The sequence below is a fragment of the Streptomyces sp. NPDC054765 genome (assembly GCF_053612065.1).
This window is the reverse complement of sequence record NZ_JBSHBP010000070.1, coordinates 18,591-39,303: the sequence shown is the minus strand read 5'-3', so window position 1 is coordinate 39,303 and position 20,713 is coordinate 18,591. Positions and strand designations below refer to the sequence as shown.

Below are 20,713 nucleotides of genomic sequence, written 5' to 3'. Positions count from 1 at the left end.
ACCGGCGTCACCAGCTTCCGCCGCGAGATCATCAAGTACGGCACGGGCCTGTCGCAGAACGAGGACGACGAACCGGACGACAGCGGCGTGCTCGGATTCACGGTGACCGCGCACGTGCTCATGGAGGTCAGCGGTTCCGAGGGCACCCGGTGGGTGACCGGCAACATCGTGGCGCGGGCCACCTTGGAGGACGTCCTCGGTCTCGGCATCGCCCACATGCCGCCCCGGCCGTCCCCCAACGTCTACGACGCCCCGGCCGTCCTCGCCGCGCACAACGCCTCCGACCGGGTGCTGGACCCCGAGTTCTTCGCGGAACAGCTCGCCGCCGCGTTCACCGACGAGGACACCGCCCCGCAGGTCTGGCTCGACCCCGGCGACGTCCCGACGGCGGCCCGGCGGGCGCTGCTCAGCGCGCGTACCGCCCTGCTGGACGGCGGCACGCTCGCCGACGCACGGGAGGCCGCGGGCGCCGAACTCCCCGAAGGCCTCTCGGCTGTCATGGGCGCCGCGGCCCACGCCGCCCGCCTCGCCCGCCGCCCCGTCACCCTGGTCCTGCGCACCCCCGCCGGCCCGGTCCACCTGCCCTTCACCCCGCCGGAGCGGGGGCCGGACGACGCACCGGTGCCGCCTGCGCCGCCGGAGCCGGAGCCCGAGCCCGAGCCCGAGCCCGAGCCCGAGCCGGAGCCGGAGACCGAGCCGGAACCCGTGTCCGTGCCGGAGATCGTCGTGACGCCCCCGCCGGAGGAGTTGCCGGTGCCGGAGATCGTCGTGACGCCGCCGCCCGTCGAGTTGCCGGTGCCGGAGATCGTCGTGACGCCGCCGGAGGAGGACGTCCGTGCGCGGGAGGAGCGGGGCCGCGCGGCGCTGCACCTCGCCCCGGACACCGTGTGGGACGCGGAGAAGTACGCCGAACTGGCGGAGCTCCAGGAACAGGCCGTCGCCACCGGGCAGGACCCGGCCGACCCGGCGGTGCTGGCGCTCCTGCACCTGGGCAGGCTCGGCGCGTTCTCGGACGCCACCCGGCTCCTGGACTCCGAGGGGAACCACCAGGGCCGCAACTACGGCAGCACGCGCACGCCCGGCGGGCTGGAGCCGCTGCGGATGTACACGGTCCGGTCCGGTCCCCACGGGAACACCACCGAGCTGGAGTTCGCCCCGTGGGCCGGACACGGCGGACCGCCGCCGTACTTCGTGCACACCGACACCGACGGCGACACCGACACGGACACCGACACGGACACCGACACGGACACCGACACCGACACCGACGGCGAGACCGGGACGGAGGGCCGCACCGGCGCCAACGTCCTCCGCCTGCCGGGCGGCACGGTGCCGGTCTCCGACGCGGAGCTGTTCGCGCTGCTGGCCGCCGACCCGGAGCTGCGCCGGGCCGACCCGGACCGATGGGTCGCTCTGCTGCCCTCCGGCCCGAGCACGGAATCCCTGCGGGCGGAGCAGCAGGCGTACTCCGAGCGGGAGAACCGGACCGTGGTGAGCTACAGCGGCCCGGTCCTGCTGTCCGAGGGCGACCCGGCCGAGCCGAGTTGGCTCACCGCCCTCCCCGACCAGGAAACCGGGGCGGCGGGCAGCTGGCACCGCACCCGGCCGGCCGGCCCGGCCGCCGGGCAGGCCGCGCGGATCCCGCGGGGCGTGCCGTACTCGGTCGACGGCTGGTTCGACGAGAGCTTCGCGGGCACCCGGGAGCAGTTCCCGTCCCCGCTGGTCACCTCCACGGAGCGCAGCACGGTGTGGGGCCAGGGACACCACGATCCGGACCTGCACATGTTCGTGGCCGAGCTGCCCGGACTCGGGCTGCGCGGCGAGTACAACCCGGCCGGGCCGTCCGCCGGCCGGGTGACGGATGCGGAGGGGCGGCTGTACAGTGAAGGCCCCGCCTGGGACTGGTACCTGGCGGGCCGCGGCCTGGTCGCCTCCTCCCGGCTGCGGATGATCCTCCTGGCACAAGACGCCGAGGGCGACCCGAACGACTCGGGTGTCCTGCCGGTGCCGGCCGCCTGGCCTGCCACCGGTCCTGTCAGCGCGATGCCGCCGGTCGACCCGGCCACCGTCGCGGCGGTGCCGCATCTCCTGCTCCCGCCGAACGACCTGCTTGCCGCCGCCCAGTGGCGCGATCACACGGGTCCCCTGTACACCTTCAGCTCCCGGTCGACCCGACGGGTCTTCGAGGAGGGACTGCGGCCGGACGGAGACGAATGGATCCACCTGATCGACCACGTGTACGGCGATGACCGGTCCCCCTCGGCATGGGTCAGTGCGACGGCGAACCTGTCCACCGGCCTTTCCCAGGGCGGCAGCTGGCGCTTCGACATCGTGGCTCCCGGCGGAATCGATGTGAACGCCACTCTGGGCCTGGCTTCCCCCTTCCCCGACCAGATGGAGGTGCTGTTCCCCGGAGGCGTCGGCCGCCGCTTCATCCAGGGCGCGCAACGGCTGGAGAACGGGGTGCCCGTCGGCGACTACCTCCCCAACCCGCACTTCGGGGAGGGCGCCGATGACAATCTGTGAGAAGACCGGAAACAGCGGGAACTTGACCGCACCTGAACAGCACGACCGGGAAAACCAGTAAGTGAGGACAAGATGAGTGAGACCAGCGGCGAGGCCCGTGCCGCCAGCGACCCCGCGGAGCCGGCACCGGACGGCGGCACCGCCACCGCGACGGTGGACCCCGCCCCGCCCGAGGAGTTCATCGAGGCGGCCAAGCTCGCGCCCGACCACTGGCTGTACTTGATCGACCCGACCTGGTCCGACGAGGGCCCGCCGCCGGAGTGGGCCGTGGTGGGCCAGTGGCGCTCCGACTCCGAGGGCGAGATCGTCGAGTGGCAGGACAACGAGGACTACCGGCCCTCTCCGTCGGCGATGGGCTGGCCGGATCCCGCCGACGACGTGGACGCCGCCATCCAGCTGGCCACCACCGGTTACGGCCCCGCCGACGATGTCACCAAGGCCCTGGCCAAGGCAGAGGTGGCGGTACTGGTGACCGCGGACGGCGACCCGGTGCTCGCGGCGGCACCCGACAGCACGCCGGTGGTCCTGGTCTACAGCTCCCCGAAGTACCTGCACCTCGCCGGGCGGCTGGCCTTCGAGACGGTGAAAGTACCGGAGTTCCTGGACCGGATCCCCCAGGGGCACAGCCTGTGCATCAACAGCTCGGGTCCGGTCAGCATGGTGATGACCACCGACGGCCTGGCGGACATCATGAAGGCGGCCGAAGAGGCGCCCGAAGGGGACGGGGAGCAGTCCGGGTCCGCCGCCGGGTCCGTCTGGCCGCCGACGATGAGCACCGCGGTCCCCGAGCAGGAGGCGCCCGGCCAGGAGGCGAACGAGCCGGAAGCGAACGGCTCGGCTGACGGCTCGGCGAACGGCGTGGTCAAGGGCGCGGCCAAGCGCGGCCGGTCCCGCGCCGCCTCGGCGAACGCGAGCAGCCGCGTGGAGGACGTCCCCCTGCCGGAGCCGGAGCAGCAGTCCGCCCCGGAGCCGGGTGCCGAGTCCGGGTCCGACTCCGACTCCGCTTCGTAGGAGGGGCGTTGAGACCCTTTCGGGGCCGGCGGCGGGGACGTCGTCGGCCCGAGGACGCGAGATTCTCCGTGCGGAGGTGAACTTTTCGGGCCGCACGCGCATCCCACATATCAGGGCGGAGTTTCTCTGAACCTCCCTGAACGTCGGCTGCGTTGCCGCCGCTTCACCGAAACGTCAGGGAACTGCTCCGGCCCCTCGGCTCCACCGCTGCAACATGACTTTCTCCACCGCTAGAACCACGGAATGTCAGGACATGTCGACTCCACCAGGTGGCAACGGTATGTGTCAGAACCCGAGTTGCCGTGCGGCCCAGGCCGATCCGTCCGGGACGGCAGAGCCGAGGCCTCGCAGGTCGGCTCCCGACCGAGGAGAAGAGGCGTGAGCCGTTCCGACAGCGGCCGGACGCGGTGGTTCGGCAGAAGGGGAGGCCGGCCCGCCCCGGCCGCGCCGGCGGCGGCAGACGGGCAGCGTCCCGGGGGCGAGAGCGCTGACGAGGGGCGTCCGGAGCGGCTGCTCATCGAGGAGTACGACGGCATCAGGCTGCTGCGCACGCTCTCCGATGACACGCTCAGCAACTCCGATGTCCTCGACCTGGCCCGTGCCCTCGCCGCCGACGCGCACACCGTCACGGTGGTGGCCGGGGTCGACGCGCCGCAGTCCGCCGACCTGTGGCCCCGGCTCGGCGGCCTGCTCGACGAGCTGCGGGAAGACGGCATCAGCACGGTCCGGCTCGTCATGACCGCCGCCGGGGACGACCGGCCCGGCGCGCCCGCGCTGGCCCGCCGGATCGCCGACGCCTGGGAGTTGGAGGTCATCGCCCCCGACGGGCTCGCCCTCGTGGTGCCCGGCGGCGGGCTGTTCGTACCGGTCCGGCAGGCCGAGCCCGGTGCGGCGGTCGGCGTGCGAAGTGTGCCGGAACGCGGCAGCTGGTGGCGGTTCCTGCCGGGTGCGGAGCCGCAGCGGATCGGCCCCCGGCAGCCTGCCCCCGGCTGGCAGCCGGCCGTCGACCAGTTGCCCGACCAGGTCGCGGGCGGCTGTGTGATCGAGCAGATCCCGGCCGGCGTGCTGACCCGCTCCCGGGACGCGGCCCCGCCCCGCCTCGGCGACCTGTGCTACTCCGTACCCGCCGACCCCGGGGGGCCCACCGTGCTGGTGGGCGTCCCGGAGGGCGAGGACGTCTCGTCGGGCGACCTCGTGGAGGTGCTCAGCGCCCTGCCGGAGACCGTGCGACAGCAGGTTCGGCTCGCCCCGGGCAGCCCCCGTGACATTTTGCGTACCGGTCAGTCGGTTTCCGATGCGTTGGGGACCGAGGTCGTGGTGTACACCGGTATGCCGCTGCTGTCCTACGGCACGACGACCGGCCCCGGCACGGTGCGCTCGGTACTCGTCGGCGCCGACGGCGCGCCCCGCTGGCAGGCATTCGTGGACGCGGTGAGGTGCCTGCCGACCAGGGAGAACGCACCGGCGCAGGCCCCCCGGCCGCTGCGCTGGGGCCGGCTCCCCGAGATCCACGGCACCGTGGGCCGGGAGCTGTCCGAGCACGGCGTCGTCTCCCTCTCCGAACGGTGGCAGGCCAGCGTGACCCGGGCAGGTCTGTGGATCAACGATGCCGCGGAGGGGCGTCCCCCGGCGGCGGCCCGGCCGGCGGACGCGGAGGGCCCGGCAATCGAGGTGGGCCGGCCCGGCCAGTCCCTTGAGGCGTCGCTGTTCCCCGCGCTCGGCACGCTCTTGGGCAGCCTCGGCGTCGACGTCCGCAGCAGGGCCCGGCTGTTCGTGCACGGTACGAGCGTGGACGGCGGACGCGAGCTGCGCCGTCTCGCCGCCGAACACGGCCTGCGTGCCATCCGCTTCGGCAGCGCCCTCGCCCCGCCGCCGGCCGCTTCCCCTCGCGCGCAGGCCGCCCCGGCTGGCCTGCCAGCCCCGTCCGCCGCGGCTGCCCTGCCCGCCCCGGCCGCCCCGGCCGCGCTCCCGGCGAACCCGGCGAACCCGGCCGGGAAGCCGGAGTCGCCGTCCCTGCCGGGTCCCCCGCCCCCGCGGCCGACGACAACATCGGCCTCGACCGCCCGCCCCGCCGCCTCGGCGCCCGGCGGTGCTCCCGCTCCGGAGACGGCTGCCGTCGGCTCGGCCGAACACTCCGGACGCCCTCCCGCTCCGCGCCGTCCCCGGCCCGCGGGGGACCCCGAGCCTCCGGCACCCGAACCCGTATCGGTCTCCCGGGCCTTGATGGGGACCCCGGACCCGGCCCCCGAGCCGCGCCGCGCCGGCCCCCGCCCGGACGGTCCCGCCCCGCACCCGGAGCCCCCCGCCCCCCGGAGCACGGCGCCCTCCGGGCTCGCGGCGGCTCCCGGCCCTTCGCCGGAGCCCGAGCGCGCACCGGAGGCCCCCGCCCCGCCCGCCCGGCCGTCCCGTCCCGTGCCCCCCACAGTGCCGGGGGCACCCGAGGTTCCCCCGTCGCCCGAGGCGCCCTTGTTGCCCACGGCACCCGAGGCCCCGGCTCGGAGTACGGCACCGACGCGGCCCACGACGCCCGAGGCGCCCGCAGCGTTCATGGAGTTCGAGGCGCCCACGCCGCCCACGCCGCCCACGCCGCCCACGCCGCCCACGCCGCCCACGCCACCGACGCGGCCCACGCCGCCCAGGCCACCCACGCCACCCAAGGCCCCCGCAAAGCCCGACGTACCCACGGCGCCCGGGACACCTGCGGCACCCGAGAAGCCGGCGGCGCCCGAGAAGCCGGCGGCGCCCACGGCGCCACGCGCGGGCGGCTCGTCCGGAGCGCGGCGGCCCGCCGCCGTGGCTGCCGACCCGCTGCCGCCGGTCCCGTTCCTGCCGGGGTACGCCAGCAGCCCGGCGGAGCGCACCTCGTTCCGCAGGCTGGCGGAGGACAGGTGGGAGCGGCACGGTGCCGCCATCATGCGGGCGCTCACCAGGATGCCCGCGCTGCGCGGGCCGGAGCAGGAGGACGCCCGCGACGACCTGATCGCGCTGCACATGTACCTGCATGCCACCGAAGGCCCGCTGAGCTACGGCGAGTTGGCCCGGAGCCTGCGTGCGGGCGAGGCGCGGCTGCTGCCCTACGCCGCGTGCGTGGCCTCCGCCCTGCGCCGCCTCCCCTCGTACCGCGGGCTCGCCTTCCGGGGCACCGACGCGGCGGACGCCGGCCTCGTGCCGGGGAACCTGCTGCGCGAAGCGGCCCCCGTGAGCGCGCTGTCGCTCGGGGTGGGCGCGCCGCGGCCGGGCGGTCCGCAGTACGCGATCTGGTCGGCGACCGGACGCCGGGTACGCGAGCTGGCGGGCGGGCCGGGTGCCGCCGCCGGCCGCGACGAGGTCGTCTTCGCGCCGGGCTCGCTGCTGCGGGTGCTCGACGTACGCGAGAGCGACGGTGCCCCGCTGGTGCTGCTGCGCGAGGTGCCCCTCACCCCCGCCACCGCGACCACCTCGGCGGTGCCGCAGAGCACGGAACTCGACGACCACGACCGTGCGGCGCTGGACCGGCTCGATGAAGCCCTGCGCCGTCACCCTCTCGCACCGGGGCCGTTCCGTTGGCCGGAGTTGTGCGAGGGGCCGTTGGGGCGGCGTGGGGACGCGGTCGGTACCGCGCCCGGCGCCGCCCGCTGACCGACCGACCCGCGAACCGAAACGGAGTCACGATGCCCAACAAGGAACCAACGGGCCTGAGGGGACCAGCGGTGCGCCGCGCCGTGCCGCTGCCCGGGTCCGCCGGACCACCCGAGCCGGACGCGCTGCCGGACAAGACCGGTGACGCGAGCGGCCCGTCGAGCACGTCGGCGCCGGGCGAAGCGCCCGCGCCGCCCGCGCCGCCGGCCTCCTTCGAACCGGCCTCGTCGGCCCGCGCGAAGGGCTCGACCGGGTCCGCGGCGTCCGGGCCGACCGCGTCGTTCGGGTTCACGGCGCCGAAGCCGCCCGCGTCGTTCGGAACCGCGGCGTCCGGGCCCACTGCGTCCGCCGGCTCCGCGGCGTCCGAGTCTGCGGCGTCCGAGTCTGCGGAGTCCGAGCCCGCCGCGTCGTCCGAGCCGAGCTCCGCCCCGGACCCGGCAGCGGGACCCGAGGCAGCATCGGGCGGCGAGGCGGGCACGTCCGAAGCGACGCCCCCGACGACGCCCGCCGCAGCCAAGGCCCTGACGGGCTCAGCCGCGTCGGCCACCGGATCGACGGCCGGCCCGGCGTCCTCCTCGTCGGAACACGGCGGAGGGCGCGGCGCGGGTGCCGCCGGTGTCACGGCGGCTGCCTTCGGCGGCAAGCCGCCGGAGGCGTCCACCGGGACGGGCGGGGGCGAGGAACCCCCCTCGGGCCGGCCCACCAAGGCGCTGCGCGCCGCCGCGGCCATCGCGGGCGCGCTCTTGATTGCCGTGCCGCTGCTGGCCCTTGGGAGGGGGGGCGACGACAAGGAGAAGACGGCCGCGGCCGCCGCGGAGATCACCGTTCCGAAGGGCGACGATCTGCGGGCGCCCGGTTCGTACACGGGCAAGTCGCCCTCGATCCCGCCCAAGGCCGACAAGGGCAGTAAGGACAAGAAGGACGGGGAGAAGGCGGACGGCGTCAAGTCCGGTTCGGACGGCAAAGCCCCGTCCGGGGCGCCCGCCTCCGGAAAGGACAAGAAGGGCGGGGAGAAGGGGAAGCCCGCCGCGCCGGCGGCCAAGATCGGATTGTTCGGGGGCCCCGGCCCCGGTCTCCTCGGCACGAAGCAGCTGCAACTGCGGAACGTCATGACCGGAATGTGCGCCGACATTCCGGGCTACGGAGGAAAGGGCAAAATCAACGGGGAGGTCGACCAGTTCACGTGCATCGAACCCAGGAGCTCGGACAACGAGATGTGGGACGTCGACGTGAAGCTCAAGGGCAAGGCTCCCGGCGGCGGTGACCTGTTCGTGATCCGCAACAGCACGGACGGGCTGTGCATGGACCTGCCCGGATACGGCGCCGTGCCCGGGGCGACGGGGGTCTCCGAGTACACCTGCGACGGCACCCTGGGGGACAACCAGCTCTGGTGGAAGGACGACCGGGGCAACGGGAAGTTCTGGCTGCGCAACTACACCAGCAACAACATGTGCCTGGACGTCTGGGGCAAGGAGTTCGGCACCGGTGGCCCCGCCGCCCGGCTCGGGGTCGCGGACTGCAACCCGGCCGACGACCACGAGTGGCGGTTCTCCTGATCCGCCGCCGGGGGACCACCCTGTGATCCCCCGGCCCTGACCAGCCCCGCCTGACCGGCCTGACGGCCCGACCCGGCCCCCGTGGACCACCACACGTCCGCGGGGGCTTCGTCATGCGCCCGGCCACCGCCCCGGATGCCGGACGATGCGGGAACACCGCTGACCGCACCCACGGCGCTTCGGCGACGGCGTACGCACGGATGGCGGGCGGTCAGGAAAGCCGCAGACCACCTGCTCCACCCCCCTGTCCGACCCTGCCGGCCTGGGAAAAGGCGACCAGCGGGGCGGGTGGTGCACCGCCGTCGCAGGGCTGCTCGCGTGGCGGGTGACGGGGGATGCGGGCATGTTGAGGAGGCAGCCGCATTCCTGGACGGATGGAAGGGCCTCAGGGGGCATACCTGACGCGGACGGGGCCGTCCGCGGGTGAGCGGACCAGGAGGCTCCCGCATGCTTCGGAGATCGCTGCGGATACCCGCCGCCGGAGCCGCCTACCTGCTGACGGCCGCGGTGACGTCGTCCGCGCTGGCGTCCGGTCCGCAGGAGTTCGCGGATGTCGCCGTGAGCAGCGGGACACGGGCCGGCCCCGGTACCGCGGCAACCCTGCTGATCGCCCACCGCGGCGCCTCCCGCTACGCCCCCGAGAACACCCTCGCCGCCGTCGACGCTGCACACCACCGCGGGCTCATATGGGTCGAGAACGATGTGCAGCGCACCAAGGACGGCCGCCTGGTGGTGATGCACGACGCCACGCTCAGCCGGACGACCGACGCTGCGAAGGTGTTTCCCGGGCGGGCGCCGTGGCGGGTGGGGGACTTCACGGCCGCCGAGATCGCCCGGCTGGATGCCGGCAGCTGGTTCGGCAAGCGGTTCACGGGGGAGCGGGTGCCGACGCTCGCCGGCTACCTCCGCCGTCTGGACCACAACGGGCAGCGCCTTCTACTGGAGATCAAGTCCCCGGAGAAGTATCCCGGAATCGAGGCGCAGATCGTCCGTGAACTACGGCTACGAGGATGGCTGGATCGCGACCATGTCCGGAGCCGGCTGGTGGTCCAGAGCTTCTCGGTGTCCTGCGTAAAGACCGTGCACGCGATGGCGCCACCGATGCGTACCGGGATTCTCGGGGCGCCGGGGACGGGCGAACTGACGCGCTATGCGCGGTTCGCCGATCAGATCAACCCCCCTGCATCCGCGCTCAGTTCACGGTGGCTGGCGGCCGTGCACCGGCTGCGCGGCCCGCACGGACTCCCGTTGGAGGTCTATGTGTGGGGCGTGGCGAAGAACACCAGCGCCCGGTCGGTGAGAGCGCGCGGGGTCGAAGGTGTTATTGAATAGCGGGCAAGGGCCGGGGAGGGAAGGGGTGTTGTCCAGATCTCGCCGGGCTTCGGGCTCCGGTCCGGGCCGTACCGCCGCCCGCGGCGCGTGAAGGAGCTGTGGAGGGCGGATGCGCCGCGTGTGGCCGCCACCGACGGGGATTTACGTGATTCCCGCCGCGAGGCTAAGGTGCCTGAGATGTTCGACGCCGCCACACTCCCCGTAAAAGAACTAAGACGCAGGATTTGGCTTTTGGGTTCCGATGTGCGGCCCGGTGCGGGCCAGCGTCCAGTTTCTCCCCTGGGATCGTTCCAGGAGGCTCCTTGAAGAACGATTTTCCGGCGTACGGCGAACGGCGGGTGCCGCTTCCCCCGCCACGGCAGATGCCGCATGACACGCTGAGCCCGACGGGTACACCGGCGCCGGCCAAGGCCCGCGGTGCGACGGCAACGAGGGAACCGGCGACGGTGACGGCGACCGCCTCCGGGCCGGCCACGGCGACCGCCTCCGGTCCGTCGACGGTCCGTCAGCCGGCCCCGCCGGGCGGCACCTTGCAGGCCACGCCGCGCGGCCATGCCAAGGGCCGGGGCACGGACCGCGCCCCGCGCGCCGGTGCGGCCGACACCAAGGCGAAGCCGCGCGATGCCTTCTTCGACAATGCGAAGTACCTGGCCATTGTGCTGGTCGCGATGGGCCACTCCTGGGAGCCGCTGCGCGACGGCAGCCGGTCGGCGGCGGCGCTCTACATCACCGTCTACGCCTTTCACATGCCGGCGTTCATCATCATCTCCGGCTATTTCTCGCGCAGTTTCGATATGCGCAAGGACCGGCTGCAGCGGCTGATTACCGGAGTCGCCGTTCCCTACATCCTCTTCGAAGTCGCCTACACGCTCTTCAAGCGGTGGGCGGACGACGACCCGGGTTATCCGATCAGTCTGACGGACCCCTGGTATCTGACCTGGTTCCTGCTGGCGCTGTTCATCTGGCGGCTGACCACCCCGCTGTGGAAGATCGTGCGCTGGCCGGTCCCGCTGGCCCTGGCCATTGCCGTGCTCGCGTCGGTCTCACCGGACATCGGTGACGACCTGGACCTCCAGCGGGTGCTCCAGTTCCTGCCCTTCTTCGTGATCGGGCTGTCGCTGCGGCCGGAGCACTTCAGGCTCGTACGCCGCAAGAAGGCGCGGATCCTGGCCGTACCGGTGTTCGCGGCCGCGCTGGTCTTCGCCTACTGGGCGGCGCCGCGGATGAACGCCGCATGGTTCTACCACCGCGACGCCGCCCAGGAGCTGGGCGCCCCGTGGTGGAGCGGTGCGGTGATGACGTTGGCGATGTTCGGCTGCTCGCTGGTGCTGGTGGCCTGCTTCTTCGCCTGGATTCCGGGCCGCACGATGTGGTGCACGGCGCTGGGCGCGGGCACCCTCTACGGCTATCTGCTGCACGGCTTCCTGGCCAAGGGCTCGCGCTTTTGGCACTGGTACGACACCCCGTGGGTGCACACGCCCTGGGGCGCGGTACTGCTGACGCTCATCGCGGGCACCGTCATCACCCTGCTGTGCACACCCCCCGTGCAGCGGATCTTCCGGTTCGCCATGGAGCCCAAGATGACCTGGGCGTTCAAGAAGGACCCGGTGGGGACGGCAGGCCGCCGGAGCTGACGGCCGCGATCACCGTCGCGGATGCGCCAGGGGCGCCCGTACCCCCGGGAGACCGGCGGGGCGGGCGCCCCTGGCACGGGCGGCGTGGGCGACGGCGCAGGCAGCGCCCGGCGAGGTGGCGGGGCGCCGGCGTCGCGACGGCTATCGGACGACCGGTATCGGGCGACCGCTATCGCACGACGGCTATCGCACGACGGCTATCGGGCGACCGCTATCGGACGACGGCGATGCCCTCGATCTCCACCAGGGCCGTCTCGTCCCACAGACGGGTGGCGCCGATCACCGCCATCGCCGGGTAGGCGCCGCCCACCAGGCGTTTCCACACCGCGCCGAGGTCCCGGGCATGGCGGCGGTAGTCGGCGACATCCACGGCGAAGACCGTGAGCTTGACGAGGTCGGACGGGCCGGCACCGGAGGCCGCCGCGACGTCCAGGAGGTTCGTCAGCGCCCGTTCGAACTGCTCCACGATGCCGTCCCCGACGATCCGGCCCGACCCGTCGAGAGCGGTCTGCCCGGCCAGAAAGACCATGGTGCCCGGGGCGGCGCGCACGGCATGGCTGAATCCGGTCGGCGGCGCGAGATGCGGTGGATTGATGCGCTCCAACTCACCACCGCCACCGCCATCACCGCCGCCACGGCCACCGCCCGCGCCCGGGGCCACGCCGTGCGTACCGTTCTCTGCACCCATCCCGGCCCCCACGCTCGTCCCGCGCTCGCCACTCATCCCTGCCGGCTCCCTTCCCGGTTCGCCGCTCACCGTTCGCCCGTGGTCATCCCCTCGGGGAGTTTAGGGCGCGCCCGCCGGATCTTCCGGGGCCCGCGCTGCTCCCCAGACGCCGTCAGGCCACGCACCGGGCAACGGCCGCCCGCCGGCGCGGCCCAGCGGCGCGGCCCAGCGGCGCGGACCCGCCCCCAGCACGCCCGGCCGGACGAGCCGGGGCCCCGGCCTCACACCACCGCCGGACACGCCGGATACAGCGCCGCCCTCAACTGCCCCGTCCAGTGCGCCGTCATCTCCTTCGCCACCCGGGTGTCCGGCGCGAACAGCTCGAAGCCGTGCCAGGCACCGGGCACGTTGCGGACCGTGACCGGCACCCCCGCGTCCATCAGACGCCGGGCGTAGGCCAGCCCCGCGTCGCGCATCGGATCGAGATCGCAGACCAGAACATGGGTCGGCGGCAGCCCCGACAGCTCGGTGGCGCGGGCCGGCGCGGCATACGCCTCCGCCGTCGTCATCCCCTCCGGAAGGTAGTACAGCCAGGACTCCTGGACGCCGCGCCCACCGAGCACCCGCGCATCCGAAGCCCCCTCCGAAGCCCCCTCCGCCTCTGTCTCCGCCGGCGCATCCGCCCCGACCCGGTCATCCAGATCCGGGACACACAGCGACTGGTAGGCGAGCACCGGCCCGCCGCGGTCGCGGGCCATCAGGGCGACCGCGGCGCCGAGCCCCCCGCCCGCGGACTTGCCCGCCACCGCGATCCGCCCGGGATCGATGCCCAGCCCGGCGGCCCGCCCCGCCGCCCATTCCAGGGCGAGATAGCAGTCCTCCACCCCGGCCGGATAGCGGTGCTCCGGGGCGAGGCGGTACTCGACCGTGACGACGACGGCGGGCAGCTCACGGCAGAGCGCGATGGCCACCCGGTCCTGCCCCGGCAGCGACCGGCCGAGGGCGAACCCGCCACCGTGGAAGTGCAGTACGGCGGGCAGCGGGCTCGCTGCGCCCGCGGCGCCGTTCGCGTCCGTTCCCGGGGCGGTGCCCGCGGCCCCCTCCGGGCGGTAGACCTCGACCGCCAGTTCGCTCCCGTCCGCCCGCGGGATGCCGAACCGCTCGCTGCACACGCCCGTACGGTCGGCCGGGAAGGCGGCCGACATCTCGTGGAACGCGGCGCGCGTGGCCTCGATGTCCTCGTACGGGTCGGGGAACTGCGGCAACGCAGCGAATGCCGGGACGAGTTCGGGATGCACCCGGCTCGCGGCCCGGTCGTTCCTCTCGGGCTGGACACTCATACGGGGCGCTCCTCGTGCACGACGGACGTACCACGGCTTCTGCTCACGATCCTCACCCGCACGCCTCACCCGCACGCCTCACCGGCCCCGCCGCGCGGCCCCGCCTCACCGGCCCCGCCGCGCGGGCACGCCTCACCTGCCCGCCTCGCCGGCTCTGCCGCGCCGGCCCCGCCGCGCCCGCCGCGCCCGCCGCGCCGCTCACTTCGCCTGCGCATAGCACTCCACCACCGCGGTGGTGAACGGGAAGCGGACCGGTGTCTCCCCGAAAGCGATCCGCCCCGCCGCCCCGGCCGCTTCCGTGATCGCTTCCGACACCGTCGCCGCCTCCTGCGCGGGGCAGTGCACGATCACCTCGTCATGCTGGAAGAAGACCAGCTCGGCACGGAGCCCGCCCTCCGACAGCGAGCGGCGCAGCGCGGCCAGCACCAGCAGGGCCCAGTCGGCGGCGCTGCCCTGGACGACGAAGTTGCGGGTGAACCGGCCGCGGGCGCGGGCTGCGGCCGAGCTGGTGCCGTAGGCCGGGGACGTCTCCTCCTGCGGCAGGCCCGCCTCGTCGGGCGGTGCCACGGAGGCGGGCGGGCAGGTGCGGCCCATCCAGGTGCGCACCAGCCGGCCTTCCTCGCCCGCGCGCGCCGCCTCGTCCACATACGCCACCGCGGCGGGGTAGCGGCGGCGCAGATCGGCCATGTGCTTGAGGGCGTCGCCGGACGTCTGGCCGTAAATGGCGCCCAGCAGGGCGAGTTTGGCCCGCGCGCGGTCACCGCCGAAGGCGCGGGCCGCCAGATCCGCGTACAGGTCCTCGCCGCTGCCGGCCACGTCCATCAGACCCCGGTCGCGGGAGACGGCCGCCAGCACCCGGGGTTCCATCTGGTCGGCGTCGGCGACCACCAGGCGCCATCCCGGGTCGGCGCGCACGGCCTGCCGGATCACCTTCGGGATCTGCAGCGCACCGCCGCCGTTGGCGGTCCAGCGGCCGGAGACCGTGCCACCGGGCAGATACTCGGGGTGGAACCGGCCATCGTGCACCCACTGCTGGAGCCATGCCCACCCATGGGCGGTATGGAGGCGGTAGAGCTTCTTGTACTCCAGCAGCGGTGCCACAGCCGGGTGGTCGATCTGCTGCAGCTCCCCTTGACGGGTCGAGGTGAGGGAAATCCCGGCGCGGGCAAAGGCCTTGATGATGTCCTGGGGCAGGTCCGGGCGCACCCGTGTGCCCGTCCCGAAGGCCCGGGACACCTCATCGGCCAGCTCCGCCATCCGGCGTGGCTCCCCGCCGCCCGGATAGCGCTCGCCCAGCAGCCCGTCGAGCAGCTCGCGATGCACATCCGCCCGCCAGGGCAACCCGGCCCGCCCCATTTCCGTGGCGACGAGCATGCCCGCGGACTCGGCGGCGAGCAGCAGCCGCATCCGGTCGGGATGTTCGGCCTTCGCCGTGCGCGCCACATGGCCGGCGTAGACCTCCAGCAGCGCCGTCAGCTCGTCCGTGCCGGGCGGCAGCGGCACCGGGCCCGGCTCGAACAGCGACGGCTGGGTCTGAGCCGTCCGGACGGGTGCGTCCTGGGGGACGGGCAGGCCGTGCCGCCGCGCCCAGGCGGCGGCCAGCGAATGCGGCTGGCCCGACTGCCCCTCCTCATGGCCGATCAGCAGCGCCTCCGCGGCCTCCACGTCGTAGCACCGCTCGACCCGCACCCCCGCCGCCGGCAGCTGCCGGTAGATCTCGGCGGTGGACCGCCACACCCACCGCTCGACGTCGGGACGGGCGCGCACGGCCTCGGCGAGCGAGGGCTCCTGCAGCACCGGTCCCGCGGGCCGGCCGTCGGGGGCGAGCGGGCAGAGACGAGCACCCCCGTCGCCCGTCTCCACCACCGCCCATCTCATGCCCCCGAGTCTTCCACCAGGGTCTGACATTCGCCCTGACCAGCGCCGACGACACGCTCCCCGCCGCGGGCCGGCGAGACCGCGGCAGGCCCGGCCTCCCCTCGCGGTGTCTCTGGCAGCACCGCCCCGTCCGAGCACGCGGTGTGACGACCGTGCCCCGCCGGAGGACAGCAGCCCGCGTGCCCCGCCGCCAGGCCGCCGCACACCGGCATCGCCTCGATCTGCCGTACGGCAAGGGCCAGTTCGGCGGCCGAGTCGACTCGTGTCCGGACACCGGCCCGGTGCGCGACGCACCCCTCGACCGGAACGGCCGTACGCGGCGCCGGACTCCGCTGCCGCTGTCACAGCCGCTGACACCGCTGTCACAGCCGCTGCCGCTGACACCGCTGTGCAGCCGTGAGGAGAGCCGCGAGGTGCCGCCTGGACAGCCCCTGCGCATACGCCGCCATCTCCCGTGGCGCCCGTGCACGCGACCCCACCGGCAATCAGCCGTGCGCGAGGGCGGATTGATGGCGGGCGCCATGAGGAACCGGCCGCGGCGTGGCAGGGGGTCCTTTTCAGACAGGCGATCCCCGCATTCACCCGATTGAACCGCTACTTTTGCCCTGGTTGATGAGTTGAGCAGCTTGTCGCTCTAAGCGGCGTGTAGATACCTGAATGCTGCTCAGTGAAGAGGTTCACCGTGAAGTTTGTCTCGAAGGCCGCCGTCCTGTCCGCCGCCGCGGGAATTGCCGTTGTGGGCGGGGCCGGTGTGGCCAGTGCCCATGGCGGTGCCAGTGCGGCGGGCGTCGCCCAGAACTCCCCGGGTGTCCTCTCCGGGAACCTCATCCAGGACCCGGTCGACGTGCCGGTCAATGTGTGCGGCAACACCGTCAACATCATCGCCCTGCTGAACCCGGCGTTCGGCAACACCTGCCTCAACACGTGATCCGCGTCTAGCACTTGAGGCTGGGTCGGCAGTCGTCGGACGCAACCCGGCAAAGGCCGGTACGAATTCTTCGTACCGGCCTTTGAAATGCCCAAAAAAGGCATCCGGAAGGCGAACACAGCCCGGACGCAGTGATATGTATCTATGGTTTCGTGGCATTCGGGTGAAACGGCGAAACCGCACCCCCAGAAGCGAGTTGACCAGTGCGCTCCGGATACGGGCACTCCGCTTCGAGAAGGGTAAATCGTGATCAAGAAGGTCCTGGCCACGACGGCTGTAGCCGCGTCCGTCGTCGGCATCTCGGCAACGGTCGCCCCCCAGGCGATGGCGATCGGTAACCACAACGGCACGTCGACGGTCAACGGCAACGGTGCCAAGAGCGCGTTCGGCAACTCCACCACCGTGGGCAGGATGAGCCCGCAGCTGGAGCTCATCCAGGGCTCGCTGAACAAGCCGTGCATCGGCGTGGGCAAGATGAACGCCCAGGCGCTGTGGGTCTGGCATGCGATGCAGGACATCAACGTGCTGTCCTCGCCGCAGAACCAGCAGTGCACGGAGAACTCCACGCAGGCCAAGGGCGACGAGGCGCTGTCGCACATCCTCAGCGACATCCCGGTCCTGTCCGGGAACGGCGTCGGCAACCACTGAGCCGGCCACCGGCCGCAGGCCCGGACCGCCGGCTCTCGCTTCCACAGCGGTCCGGGCCTGTGGCACCCCGTTACGAGCCGTGGAGACGGAATGTCCCGTTCCCCCTCTCGGTAGGAATTCGTATTCGGCGGGTACCTCGCCTGTTCGAACTCCGGTGTTTTTTCCGCGTCGTATGCGCGGTGACAATCTCCTGAAGCGGTGTTGCATCGTTCGGGCGATTCCTCCGAAAACCTCCCGGCAAGAGTTTCGTGCACGAGGGGAAGTCGTTACCAATATCGGCAGCGGTGTTACGGGCGAGCGGAACAACGCCCGTGCGACACGACGGTCGTGTGCGCCACGGACCCGCTGCAAGGAAGGGCTGAAAGTGAAGTACGCAAAGGTCGCAGCGATCACTGCCGGAACGATCATGGCGGTGGGCTCGGCTGCGCCGGCCTTCGCCGACGCAGGTGCCGCGGGTGGCGCCAAGAACTCGCCCGGTGTGCTCTCCGGAAACGCCATTCAGGTCCCGGTGCACATCCCGGTAAACCTCTGCGGTAACACCGTCAACATCGTTGCTCTGCTGAACCCGGCCTTCGGCAACAACTGCCTGAACCACTGACTCGAAAGAATTCGAGCCGTGTCGACGTGACCTGGCCCCGGTGCGCGGCCCCCTGCGCACCGGGGTCGGTTTCCATTCGTTATGTGCGGGCGGATGGATAACGCCCGTGATATTCGGGCGGCTGGTACGGGAAGAGCGAAAATTCAGGGTTTCTCCTGACGCAGGAAATCGTTAGGCACGCTGAAGTCGGTCATCCGGGCAGTGAAGCGATTGCTCATGGGGCGCTGATGTCGCCGGACCGTCAAGCACAGCCCGAGAAGGGACAGTTGAAGTGAAGTACGCAAAGTCTGCTGCGGTTGTTGCCGGTTCCGTCATGGCGCTGGGGGTCGCCGCACCCGCATTCGCCGCCCAGCCCGGAGCCCCGACCATGAGCCTGAACGGCGGGCTGACGGACGCGCTGAGCAGCGAGCAGCTGGACGGCCACCAGCTCACGCCACTGGTCAAAACGGTCAAGACCGCGGAGGGCAAGGTCAGGTCGACCAACGCGAAGAAGCTGCTCCGTGGCGTCACCGGGGCGGCCAAGAAGACCCCGCTGCTCGGTGGTCTTCCGCTCAAGTAAGCGTTGGGCGCGCGGCGTTGGCCGCCGCTGGGCGGATGTCGGAGCTGTCCGGTCCGGGCGCGGCGACGCAGCTGCGGAATTCACTGTCCCTGGCCCGCCCCGGTGAGTTTGACGCGGAATCGGTATTTCGCGGTATTCGACCGCCGGGGTGAGTCGCCCGAAGCTCCACCGCACCCCGGCGCAGGCCGGCTCCGGGGGCCGGGTTCCGGCCGCGATTCCGGTCCGCAAAAGTGGATCCGGGGGCCGGATCATTCGAGTGAATGAGAACAACCAAAAGCATCCTTGTGAGTTGGGCAGCATGCCCGGCCCAAGGGCATCCCGAAACACGAAGGATCAAAATGATCAAGAAGGCTTTGGCCACCGCAGCCGCGGCTGCGTCCATTGTCGGCGTGGCCGCCGCTGCCGCCCCCCAGGCGATGGCGATCGGTAACCAGCACGGAACGTCTTCCGTCAACGGCAACGGCGCGCAGCAGTTTTTCGGAAACTCCACCACATACGGCTACATGAGCCCGCAGATCGGCCTGATCCAGGGCTCGTTCAACAAGCCCTGCCTGGCCATGGGCAAGCTGAACCTCCAGGGCGGAGGCGGTCTTCTGCTGCAGGACCTCAACATCCTGTCGTCGCCGCAGAACCAGCAGTGCACCGAGAATTCCACCCAGGCCAAGGGCGACGAGCCGCTGTCGCACATCCTGGACAACATCCCGGTTCTCTCCGGCAACGGCGCCGGCAACCGCTGACCGGCTGAAGAGCACCCGGGCCGCCCGGTCCTCCTTCTTCCGGGCGGCCCGGGTTTCTGCGCTCCGGCGCCGGAGCGGAAGAGTTATTCGCTCGTGACTGAATTCCGGTGCACCGGATCGTTGGGAATGATGTGTGGAGGGAAGCATGCCGATGCCCTTGCGAGTTTGATGGGGCTGCGAGGGCATCGGCATGCCGTCCGTAACGAGAGCAGGGCCTGCGAATCCGTTCATCGGCATCGCAGGCCCTGTGTGGTACGAGGCGAATTGACGCTCCGGGCACGACAAATCGCATTTTCGGTGCGCGCATCGGGTGAGGGAATCGTCGGCAACGGCAGATGATGCCGGTGCGGGAGATCTGGTGCCAGCTATTCGGGTGATGGTGCAGAACTCAAGCCTCTATGGCGGGTTGTTCAAACAGGGCTCCCGTGTCGGGAGTTTCTTCTCCTGAAGGGTTTGCGTGATGAAGAAGATGATGGCGGGCGCGGCTGTGGCGGCGTCGCTGATCGGTATTTCCGCTGCGGCCACTCCGGACGCCATGGCGATCGGTGACCACAGGGGCACCAGCACGGCCAACGGAAACGGGGCGGCGTCGGTCTACGGCAACTCCACCACGCGCGGCAATCTGAGCACCCAGCTCGGGCTCGTCCAGGGCTCGCTGAACGACATGTGCGTCGGCCTGGGCAAGGCGGACCTCCAGGGCTTCGGCTGGATTCAGTCGCAGGACATCAACCTTCTGTCGTCGCCGCAGAACCAGCAGTGCGCCAGGAACTCGACGCAGGCCAAGGGCGACGAGGCGCTGTCGCACCACCTCAGCGGCATCCCGGTGCTCTCCGGCAACGGTGTCGGCAACCGCTGACGCTCCACGGCCTCGGCCGTTCCACCGCTTGTGTCTCCGGGCGGCCGGCGCCGCGTATGCGCTGCCGGCCGCCCGGTCGTGCGAGCGGCACGGGGGGCGGGCGGCGTCCCGTACGCAAGGACTGCACAGGAGGGACGAGAGATGCGACAGAGCCTGAAGACGTGTGTGTTTGTGGCGGCGGCGTCGGGTGTGCTCGGCGCGGGCGGCGGCGCGGCGTACGCGGATGCCGGCGCCGGGGGGAGGGCGGCGAACTCCCCCGGGGTGCTGTCCGGGAACAGCATCCAGGTGACCGTGGACGCCCCGGTCACCGCGTGTGGCAACTCGGTGAGCGGGGTCGGTGCGCTCAACCCGGCCATGGGCGCCTCGTGCGGGAACGGAGCGGCACCCGTGGCGGCGGCCCGGCGGACATCGGACGCCCTGCCGCCTCCGGTGGCGCGCCGGCCGGTCGCCGAGCCGGTGCGGCGCCGTGCAGCCCCGGAGCCGGCAGCGCCCCACCGGGCCGGGACACCCGTGGAGCACCCGGCCGGGGCGGCGCATGCACGGACGTCCCCGGACGGTCCCGGGGCGGTTCCCGCACCGCGGTCCGCGCACGGGGCGCGGGCGGGAGCGGCGGCGCGGGCCGGGGCCTTCGCGGGCTCCGGGCTGCTGGCGGCCACCGGGCCCGGCGAGCTGGGTGTACTGGCCGGCGTGGGCGGCGGGCTGCTGACGGGCGGGGCGATGCTGCTGCGCAGGGCCCGTACGCGGCGCAGATGAGCGCGCGGGCCGTTCCTGGCGGGCCGGGCGCCCTGCGGGGCATCCGGGAACTCGGCGGCCGGACGGGCGGGT

Annotated in this window: 16 protein-coding genes; 13 read left to right on the top strand and 3 right to left on the bottom strand. The window is 72.5% G+C overall.

All coding sequences use genetic code 11. The features are described 5' to 3' along the window. The 6 genes from ACWGJY_RS31440 to ACWGJY_RS31415 form a co-directional block, all read left to right on the top strand. Positions 1-2,526: scabin-related ADP-ribosyltransferase (locus ACWGJY_RS31440; RefSeq protein ID WP_453264265.1), on the top strand; the 2,526-nt coding region annotated here is incomplete at its 5' end. A 72-nt stretch (positions 2,527-2,598) separates the two neighbouring features. Continuing rightward, positions 2,599-3,537: a type VII secretion system-associated protein gene (locus tag ACWGJY_RS31435; RefSeq protein WP_453264264.1), complete on the top strand. Its 939-nt coding sequence runs from the start codon at positions 2,599-2,601 to the stop codon at positions 3,535-3,537. 378 nt (positions 3,538-3,915) lie between these two features. Further along, positions 3,916-7,155: a hypothetical protein gene (locus ACWGJY_RS31430; protein WP_453264263.1), complete on the top strand. Its 3,240-nt coding sequence runs from the start codon at positions 3,916-3,918 to the stop codon at positions 7,153-7,155. 32 nt (positions 7,156-7,187) lie between these two features. Then, positions 7,188-8,711: an RICIN domain-containing protein gene (locus ACWGJY_RS31425; RefSeq protein WP_453264262.1), complete on the top strand. Its 1,524-nt coding sequence runs from the start codon at positions 7,188-7,190 to the stop codon at positions 8,709-8,711. A 447-nt stretch (positions 8,712-9,158) separates the two neighbouring features. Continuing rightward, complete coding sequence (locus ACWGJY_RS31420; RefSeq protein WP_453264261.1) at positions 9,159-10,043, top strand: glycerophosphodiester phosphodiesterase; 885 nt, start codon at positions 9,159-9,161, stop codon at positions 10,041-10,043. A 302-nt stretch (positions 10,044-10,345) separates the two neighbouring features. Then, positions 10,346-11,677, top strand: a complete 1,332-nt coding sequence (locus tag ACWGJY_RS31415) for an acyltransferase family protein (protein ID WP_453264260.1) — start codon at positions 10,346-10,348, stop codon at positions 11,675-11,677. 211 nt (positions 11,678-11,888) lie between these two features. On the opposite strand, the gene ACWGJY_RS31410 is transcribed toward ACWGJY_RS31415, so the two are convergent. From ACWGJY_RS31410 to ACWGJY_RS31400, 3 genes are all read right to left on the bottom strand, one after another. Beyond that, a complete protein-coding gene (locus ACWGJY_RS31410; RefSeq protein ID WP_453264259.1) occupies positions 11,889-12,365 on the bottom strand; it encodes a RidA family protein in 477 nt (158 codons plus the stop codon). A gap of 260 nt (positions 12,366-12,625) precedes the next feature. Beyond that, complete coding sequence (locus tag ACWGJY_RS31405; RefSeq protein ID WP_453264258.1) at positions 12,626-13,684, bottom strand: alpha/beta hydrolase; 1,059 nt, start codon at positions 13,682-13,684, stop codon at positions 12,626-12,628. Between the two features lie 198 nt (positions 13,685-13,882). Continuing rightward, on the bottom strand, positions 13,883-15,562 hold the full coding sequence (locus ACWGJY_RS31400; RefSeq protein ID WP_453264257.1) for a bifunctional 3'-5' exonuclease/DNA polymerase: 1,680 nt from the start codon (positions 15,560-15,562) through the stop codon (positions 13,883-13,885). A gap of 682 nt (positions 15,563-16,244) precedes the next feature. Here ACWGJY_RS31400 and ACWGJY_RS31395 point away from each other — a divergent pair. From ACWGJY_RS31395 to ACWGJY_RS31365, 7 genes are all read left to right on the top strand, one after another. Beyond that, on the top strand, positions 16,245-16,490 hold the full coding sequence (locus ACWGJY_RS31395) for a chaplin (RefSeq protein ID WP_453264256.1): 246 nt from the start codon (positions 16,245-16,247) through the stop codon (positions 16,488-16,490). A 246-nt stretch (positions 16,491-16,736) separates the two neighbouring features. Further along, positions 16,737-17,138, top strand: coding sequence for a rodlin (locus ACWGJY_RS31390; RefSeq protein WP_453264255.1), 402 nt, complete (start codon positions 16,737-16,739; stop codon positions 17,136-17,138). A 364-nt stretch (positions 17,139-17,502) separates the two neighbouring features. Then, a complete protein-coding gene (locus tag ACWGJY_RS31385; protein ID WP_329174554.1) occupies positions 17,503-17,736 on the top strand; it encodes a chaplin in 234 nt (77 codons plus the stop codon). A gap of 271 nt (positions 17,737-18,007) precedes the next feature. Then, positions 18,008-18,295 carry a hypothetical protein gene (locus ACWGJY_RS31380; protein WP_453264254.1) on the top strand — a complete coding sequence of 96 codons (288 nt, stop codon included), beginning with the start codon at positions 18,008-18,010 and terminating at the stop codon, positions 18,293-18,295. 338 nt (positions 18,296-18,633) lie between these two features. Further along, positions 18,634-19,032 (top strand): rodlin, encoded by a 399-nt coding sequence (locus ACWGJY_RS31375; protein WP_453264253.1) that lies wholly within the window; start codon positions 18,634-18,636, stop codon positions 19,030-19,032. A 460-nt stretch (positions 19,033-19,492) separates the two neighbouring features. Further along, on the top strand, positions 19,493-19,888 hold the full coding sequence (locus ACWGJY_RS31370) for a rodlin (protein WP_453264252.1): 396 nt from the start codon (positions 19,493-19,495) through the stop codon (positions 19,886-19,888). A gap of 141 nt (positions 19,889-20,029) precedes the next feature. After that, a complete protein-coding gene (locus ACWGJY_RS31365; protein WP_453264251.1) occupies positions 20,030-20,641 on the top strand; it encodes a chaplin family protein in 612 nt (203 codons plus the stop codon). The last annotated feature ends 72 nt before the right edge of the window (positions 20,642-20,713 follow it).